We start from the raw sequence: 6,333 nt of genomic DNA on the forward strand, positions 1-6,333 counted from the left end.
GAGCCCTTCTTCAGCCCGACAGACACAAGGTCGCTGTTGCCGACGTTGATCTGGGGGGTGAGGATGGTGAACGCGTTCGGCTGCTGCTTCGCGGCCCAGGCGAGGGAGGTCGTGTCGTAGAGGATGCCGTCGACGCGCTTTGATGCCAGTTGAGTCAGCGCGTCCTGGACGTTGGGCAGCGTCACGGCGTTGATGGCCGGCTGGCCCTTGGAGGTGCAGGTTTGATCCGAGAGGGCCGGGAGGCGCTTGAGCTGGCCCGTCGATCCGGCCGTGACGGCGACGTTCTTACCGCACAGGCTCTCATTGGTGAGCTTCAGCGGATTTCCTGCACTCACGGCTACTGAATTGCCGGCCGTGAAGTAGTCGATCATGTCCAGGACCTTCAGCCGCTCCGGCGTGGGGGACATGGTGGTGACAGTGAAGTCATAGCGGCCGCCGTCGATACCGGGAATGATCGTGTCGAACACGGTGTTCTCGAACTTCAGCTTTAGTCCGAGCTTCTTTGCCACCAGACGGGCAACATCCGGATTCAAGCCGATCGGAGTGGTGTTGTCCTCGGCAAGGAACGTCGTCGGCGGATAGTGCAGGTCCATCGCCACGGTCAGCTCACCCTTGTCCTTATAAGACTGGGGCAACAGCTTGACGGCGGCCTCGTCTGGCTGGACGCCCTCAGAAATATCAGCTGTATTTGACGTCTTCGAGCCGTCAGGCGCGGGACCGCTGCCGGTGCTCGATCCGCACGCGCCCAGCGCCAGCAAAACTGCCAATCCTGCAGCCGCAGTCTGGACCTTGATTCCGGTCTTCATCGGTGCCTCCCTTGCATGTTCCAACCGCTTCTGAGCTGAGACGGTGCGATCTCGCCAGAACCCCTCCTCTCCGATTTCAAGCGTGAACTCCATTGTCGGTATAGGGAAGGGATCCGTCTGTACCTACAATGCAACCACTCAAATCGCAGATCATCGACAATTTACAGATGTTTATCTTTACAGATGTTTAGTTGAAGCTTCTCGCGATCAGCCCCTTCGCTCGCAACACCCTTTTGACCGACCGCTGAGCAGATAACCACGGCCATTTTTTATGGCTCCCAAGGCAACAAGCCCATCGCCCTGATGCCGCCGGCCCACCAATAGTTGGTCGATACGTCGTGCATCAAAATTCCGGAAATCGTTGACAATCGACATAAGCAGAAGGTATCGTCGACAATCGACAGAACCAGTCTCGTCGACAATCGACGAAGCATCGAGTAACTGGAGGATTCATGGCATTCGGAACCAAGCCGAAGTTCGTTACATTCGACATGAACGGAACGCTGATCAAGTTCCGGATCAATGACGCGATCCGTGAGGTCTTGGGCGACCGGCTGCCGGCCGGGGTCGCCGATGATTTCCTGCAGGTCTGCAAGGCGTACCGGATCGACGAGTGCACGGGCGAGTACAAGCCGTTCCACCAGATTGTCGCCGACTCCATGGAACGCGCCTCGCACAGGCTCGGCCTCGAGTTCCGTGCGGGCGACGCGCGGGCCGTCTACGAGCACATCCCCACGTGGGGCCCGTACCCGGGTGTCACCGATGCACTGAACCGGCTGGCTACGGAAGTCCCGCTGGTAATCATCACGAACAGCGACACCGCGCATGCTGTGCGCCTCGCGGAGAACCTCCAGGCGCAGTTCGAAGTCGTCATCAGCGCCGAGCAGATGGGCGTCTACAAGCCACGGCTCCGTGCGTTTGAGTACATGTTCGACAAGCTCGGCGCGGCACCGGATGAGATCGTGCACGTCTCTGCGAGCCCGATGTATGACCTGCGACCCGCGGCCATCATGGGGATCAAGGACAAGGTGTACGTGGACCGGGGCTTTGAGCACGACGAGCACTGGCTCGGCTACGAGCGGATCACCGACATCGCCGACCTCCCCGTCCTCTTCGGCCTGCCCCGTCCCGCTGCCTCGTAAAGGGAGACCTGAGTACAGATGAGCGTCACCAGGGCCGGCTCGGCTTCAGATCGGCTCCGAGCCCTCGGTCTGGACCTTCCCAGCATCGCCAGTAACGCATACTTCGTGCACCACCGGTCGGTGGGCTCCAGCATCCACATTTCGGGCCAACTGCCTTACAAGGACGGTGAGCTGCTGGGTCAAGGCCTTGTCGGCCGGGATGTCGAGCTGGAGACGGCGCGGGAGCTCGCGCGCCATGCCGCGCTCAACTGCCTCGCCGCCGCTGTGCAGGCGGTGGGGGACCTGGACCGGGTCCGGATCGTGCAGATGTTGGTCTTCGTTGCCAGTACGCCGGAATTCGGTCTGCAGTCGCGGGTCGCCAACGCGGCCAGTGAATTGCTCATCGAAGTGTTGGGCGAGAACGGACGGCACGCCCGGACCGCGATCGGTGTTGCCGGGCTACCGCTGAACACTCCTGTAGAGATCCAGATGGTCTGCACGGGCGTTTAGGGACGGGCACGACGCGGTGTTGTGCGGGACCTGCTGATGCGGGTCCCGAACTTTTCAGCTTCGAGGAAGTCAGCATCGCTACCCTCGATCATTCATAGACAGAATCATGAGGAGTACAGCGTGAACCGCCTCCAAAAGGCACTGGACGCCATCGTCGAGCGGGTTGACACCCCCGCACCCATAGTGCTCGTCGACGTGATGCAAGACAACATCGACCGCATGCAGGCCTTCGCCGCCCAGCAGAACCTCGACGTCAGGCCACATGTCAAGACGCACAAATGCGTGGAGATCGGTCGGCGCCAGGTCAAAGCGGGGGCCGCCGGGATTACCGCAGGCAACGTGGGTGAGGCCGAGGTCTTCGCGGCGGCCGGGTTCGACGATATCTTCATCGCGTACCCGATCTGGCCTTCGGGATCTAGAGGGACGCGGATCCGCAGGCTGGCCGAGACCACCCGGCTGCGGGTCGGCGTCGACAACGTTGCGGCGATCAATGCCCTCGCCGACGCGATGGGCGCAGAACCAGACCGTCTGCAGGTCGTGATTGAGGTCGACTGTGGTGCCCGTCGTTCCGGGGCTCCTCCCGAGGTCGCGGGCGACCTCGCTCTCGCGGCCCGCAAGCGCGGCCTGGTCCCGGCCGGCGTCTTCACCTATCCAGGTCATGGCAGCTCCGGTCCGGACGCTCGCAAGCGGGCCGCGGATGACCAGGATGCGGCGCTCACGACCGCGGTGCGCAGCCTCAGCGCAGCGGGAGTCACCCCAGAGGTGGTCAGCGCTGGCTCCACACCCACCGTGGAATTCGCCACCAGCAGCGTCATCACCGAGATCCGGCCCGGCGAGTACGTGTTCAACGACCTGAACAACACCAGGCTGGGCGCCTGCACGGAGGATCAGATCGCGCTGTTCGTCGCCGGCACGGTGGTCAGCGACTGGGTTCCCGATCAGGTCATTCTCGATATCGGCACCAAAGTCCTCGGCCGCGAAGGCAGCCCCGAGATCGGCTACGGCGGCATCGCCGGCACCACGGCCGTGCTGTCCAGGCTCAACGAGTACCACGGATTTCTCCCGCTGCCCCCCGGAGACTTCCGCCCGGGTGTCGGCACCGTGCTTCCGGTCGTGCCAAACCACGTTTGCCCGGTGGTGGTCAATTTCGAGGAGTACATCGTCACCGACAGCACGGGCACATCGCTGCAGCGGTGGCCGGTCGACGCCCGCGGATTCCTCAGTTGATCCACGCGGCCAAGAATTCCGTATCCAAGTTTGCAACCCAACGAACTTACCCCTAAGGAGTGTTTGACATGAGACTTGAGAAGACCACGGCCCTGGTAACCGGAGCCAGCAGCGGAATCGGGGAGGCAGTAAGTTCCCACTTCCGCCGCGAAGGCGCGCGGCTGCTGCTCACCGGCCGCAGGGAGCAACTCGATAGCGCCCAGCCCGACGATCTGTACGTCCCTGGAGACCTCAATGACGAGGCGTTCGTCCAGGGCCTCGCCCAGCAGGCCGCCGAGTCCTTCGGTACGGTCGACGTCGTCGTCCTCAACCACGGACTGCAGGTCAGCGGCCCGCTCACGGAAATGGCCTACGACGATGCGAAGAACGTGCTCCACAGCAACCTGCTCAGCTCCTTCCTGGTGATGAAGCACTTCGCACCGCTGATGCCCGCCGCGGGAGGTTCGTTTGTCTGCGTCAGCTCACGGCTCGGCATGGTCGGAAAGCCCGACGAAGTCTTGTACTCCGCGGCTAAAGGTGGCCTCATCATGCTCGCCAAGGGTGCGGCGATCGAATGGGCCCCGCGCAACATTCGCGTCAACGTCGTGGCGCCGGGTCTGACCGTCACCCCGGTCATCGAAGCATCGTTCCAGCGCAGGCCTGACGCCGAGGCATACCGCCGCCAGCGCGAGGGCCAGATACCGCTCCAACGCCTCGCCACCCCCGACGAGATCGCCGACGCCATACTTTTCCTCGCGTCGAAGGAATCGTCCTACATCACCGGAGCAACCCTCCCCGTCGACGGCGGCTACACCGCGTTCTGAACACCACGCCGTCCAGCGGAGACAGCCCGGATGCCGGCCAAGGCTCTCTGAGTGATGGCCCCGCCGTCCTATTACCTCAACGGTTCCCACACAAAGAAGGACAACTATGAAAGCCCTAGCAGCAACACCCCGAAACGGAGAGCTCGGCTTCTGGATGGCCGGACTCGCGGACAAGAGGCCCACCTACCCCCGCTTCACAGGTCAGGACTCTGTAGACCTGGCAATTATCGGTGGCGGCTACACAGGCCTGTGGGCCGCGTACTTCGCCAAGAAACTCGAACCGTCACTCTCGGTCGCTGTATTTGAGGCAGAACAGATAGGCTACGGCGCCTCCGGACGGAACGGCGGCTGGCTATCGGCCATGATTCCAGGAAACCGCGCCACTTTTGCTCGTGCATCCGGGGACGGGCCGGCCGCCAGCCGGGCATTACAGCAGGAATTTATCGCCGGCGTCGATTCCGTCCTGGATATTCTTCAGGCCGAGGGCATTAATGCGGATCAGCACAAAGGTGGCGCGCTCGTGGCCGCCCACACCAAGGCGGGGCTAGGCCGGATTGTAACCAGGCGTCACGCCGACTTGAAGTATGGATTGACCGAAGACGAGGTGCAACTGCTTGACCGCGACGCGTTTCAGGGTCAAATCAACATATCCACCGTCCACGGTGGGCTCTTCTACAAGCATTGCGCGCGGCTCCACCCGGCGAAACTTGTCTATGGTCTCGCCGACACACTCACAGACATGGGGGTGAGCATCTACGAAGGCAGCCGGGTAGGCAGTATCGACGGAACGACCCTCAGTCTGGCAGACGGGCGGGTGACCGCGGCCAAAACGTTCATCTGCACTGAAGGGTATTCGGGACCATTGCTTGGTAGCAGGGCTTTGATACCGATCAACTCCTCGATTATCGTGAGCAAGCCGCTATCGCAGGAGGCCTGGCAGCAGATTGGCTGGAACGGGCTGCAGTGCCTCAGCGACTCCGCACACACTTTCATCTACGCCCAGCGAACATCGGACGGCCGTATCGCTATCGGCGGACGGGGGGTGCCTTACCGCTACGCCTCCGGCACGGGGGGTACCGGTTCAACTGCCCAGTCTACCGTTGACCTGATCTCTGAAAAGCTTGGCTCCTTCTTCCCCGGTATCCAGTTCGAAGTGGACCATGCCTGGTCGGGTGTTCTGGGCGTTACCCGCGACTGGAACGGCGGCGTCCATTGGGACCAAGCGACCGGGATCGGATCTTCTACCGGGTATGCAGGACACGGCGTCACGGCAGCATACGTCGGCGGGAGAACTCTCGCGGAGCTGGCTTTCGAACAAGAAACAGAACGGACCACACTTCCCTGGGTCGGCTACCGCGCACGGAAGTGGGAACCTGAACCCATCCGCTGGCTGGGTGTTCACGGCATGTACCGGCTCTTTGGTCTTGCGGACCAATGGGAAGAGCGCAGGGATTCCACCAAGACCTCGCTCCTGGCCAGATTCGGCAGCAGACTCGCCGGACTTCACGAATAGTGCGTGGGGCGGGCTTCCACGGCGGCACCTGGATCGTCTAGTAGCTGCACAGTTTTGCCCGAGCTGAGCTCCAGATACACCTACTCCGATCAGCAGCGAAACAGCCCCCAGTCCGGCGGATCAACTTCACCTGAAACCCATTCGAAGGGAAGCACCATGAAGACCATAAACAAAGTTCAGACAAAAGCCGCAGGCTTCGTGGTGGAACGCGGCGACGCCCGGGAAATCCTCTCCAACCCCAAAGAACCCCGCACCCAGGCCTTCCTGAAGCAGGTGCTCTGACCATGGACGGAAAACTCGCCGTCATCGGCCTCGGCAGCATCGGATCCATGGCCCTCTGGCAAGCCTCCCGC

Annotated in this window: 7 protein-coding genes; 6 read left to right on the forward strand and 1 reads right to left on the reverse strand. The window is 62.1% G+C overall.

Annotated features, from left to right (window positions below; translation table 11 throughout):
• The coding region (locus AC1DDG_RS21430) for an ABC transporter substrate-binding protein (RefSeq protein ID WP_476877662.1) at positions 1–806 on the reverse strand (806 nt) is incomplete at its 3' end.
• Positions 807–1,258: 452 nt separating this feature from the next.
• On the opposite strand from AC1DDG_RS21430, the gene AC1DDG_RS21435 reads away from it, so the two are divergent.
• From AC1DDG_RS21435 to AC1DDG_RS21460, 6 genes are all read left to right on the forward strand, one after another.
• Complete coding sequence (locus AC1DDG_RS21435) at positions 1,259–1,948, forward strand: haloacid dehalogenase type II (RefSeq protein ID WP_476877663.1); 690 nt, start codon at positions 1,259–1,261, stop codon at positions 1,946–1,948.
• An 18-nt stretch (positions 1,949–1,966) separates the two neighbouring features.
• The gene (locus AC1DDG_RS21440; RefSeq protein WP_476877664.1) at positions 1,967–2,437 is read left to right on the forward strand and encodes a RidA family protein; all 471 of its coding nucleotides are present in this window, start codon (positions 1,967–1,969) and stop codon (positions 2,435–2,437) included.
• 120 nt (positions 2,438–2,557) lie between these two features.
• Positions 2,558–3,664 (forward strand): alanine racemase, encoded by a 1,107-nt coding sequence (locus tag AC1DDG_RS21445; RefSeq protein WP_476877665.1) that lies wholly within the window; start codon positions 2,558–2,560, stop codon positions 3,662–3,664.
• Positions 3,665–3,732: 68 nt separating this feature from the next.
• On the forward strand, positions 3,733–4,467 hold the full coding sequence (locus tag AC1DDG_RS21450) for an SDR family NAD(P)-dependent oxidoreductase (RefSeq protein ID WP_476877666.1): 735 nt from the start codon (positions 3,733–3,735) through the stop codon (positions 4,465–4,467).
• A gap of 106 nt (positions 4,468–4,573) precedes the next feature.
• Positions 4,574–5,980, forward strand: a complete 1,407-nt coding sequence (locus AC1DDG_RS21455) for an NAD(P)/FAD-dependent oxidoreductase (protein ID WP_476877667.1) — start codon at positions 4,574–4,576, stop codon at positions 5,978–5,980.
• Between the two features lie 156 nt (positions 5,981–6,136).
• Positions 6,137–6,262, forward strand: coding sequence for a hypothetical protein (locus AC1DDG_RS21460; RefSeq protein WP_476877668.1), 126 nt, complete (start codon positions 6,137–6,139; stop codon positions 6,260–6,262).
• The last annotated feature ends 71 nt before the right edge of the window (positions 6,263–6,333 follow it).

It is taken from the genome of Arthrobacter sp. 10L430 (assembly GCF_056395245.1).

What these genes read in the sequence shown, in the direction of transcription:
- AC1DDG_RS21435 (WP_476877663.1), top strand. Translation starts at nt 1,259, where the DNA reads ATGGCATTCGGAACCAAGCCGAAGTTCGTTACATTCGACATGAACGGA.
- AC1DDG_RS21440 (WP_476877664.1), top strand. Translation starts at nt 1,967, where the DNA reads ATGAGCGTCACCAGGGCCGGCTCGGCTTCAGATCGGCTCCGAGCCCTC.
- AC1DDG_RS21450 (WP_476877666.1), top strand. Translation starts at nt 3,733, where the DNA reads ATGAGACTTGAGAAGACCACGGCCCTGGTAACCGGAGCCAGCAGCGGA.
- AC1DDG_RS21455 (WP_476877667.1), top strand. Translation starts at nt 4,574, where the DNA reads ATGAAAGCCCTAGCAGCAACACCCCGAAACGGAGAGCTCGGCTTCTGG.
- AC1DDG_RS21460 (WP_476877668.1), top strand. Translation starts at nt 6,137, where the DNA reads ATGAAGACCATAAACAAAGTTCAGACAAAAGCCGCAGGCTTCGTGGTG.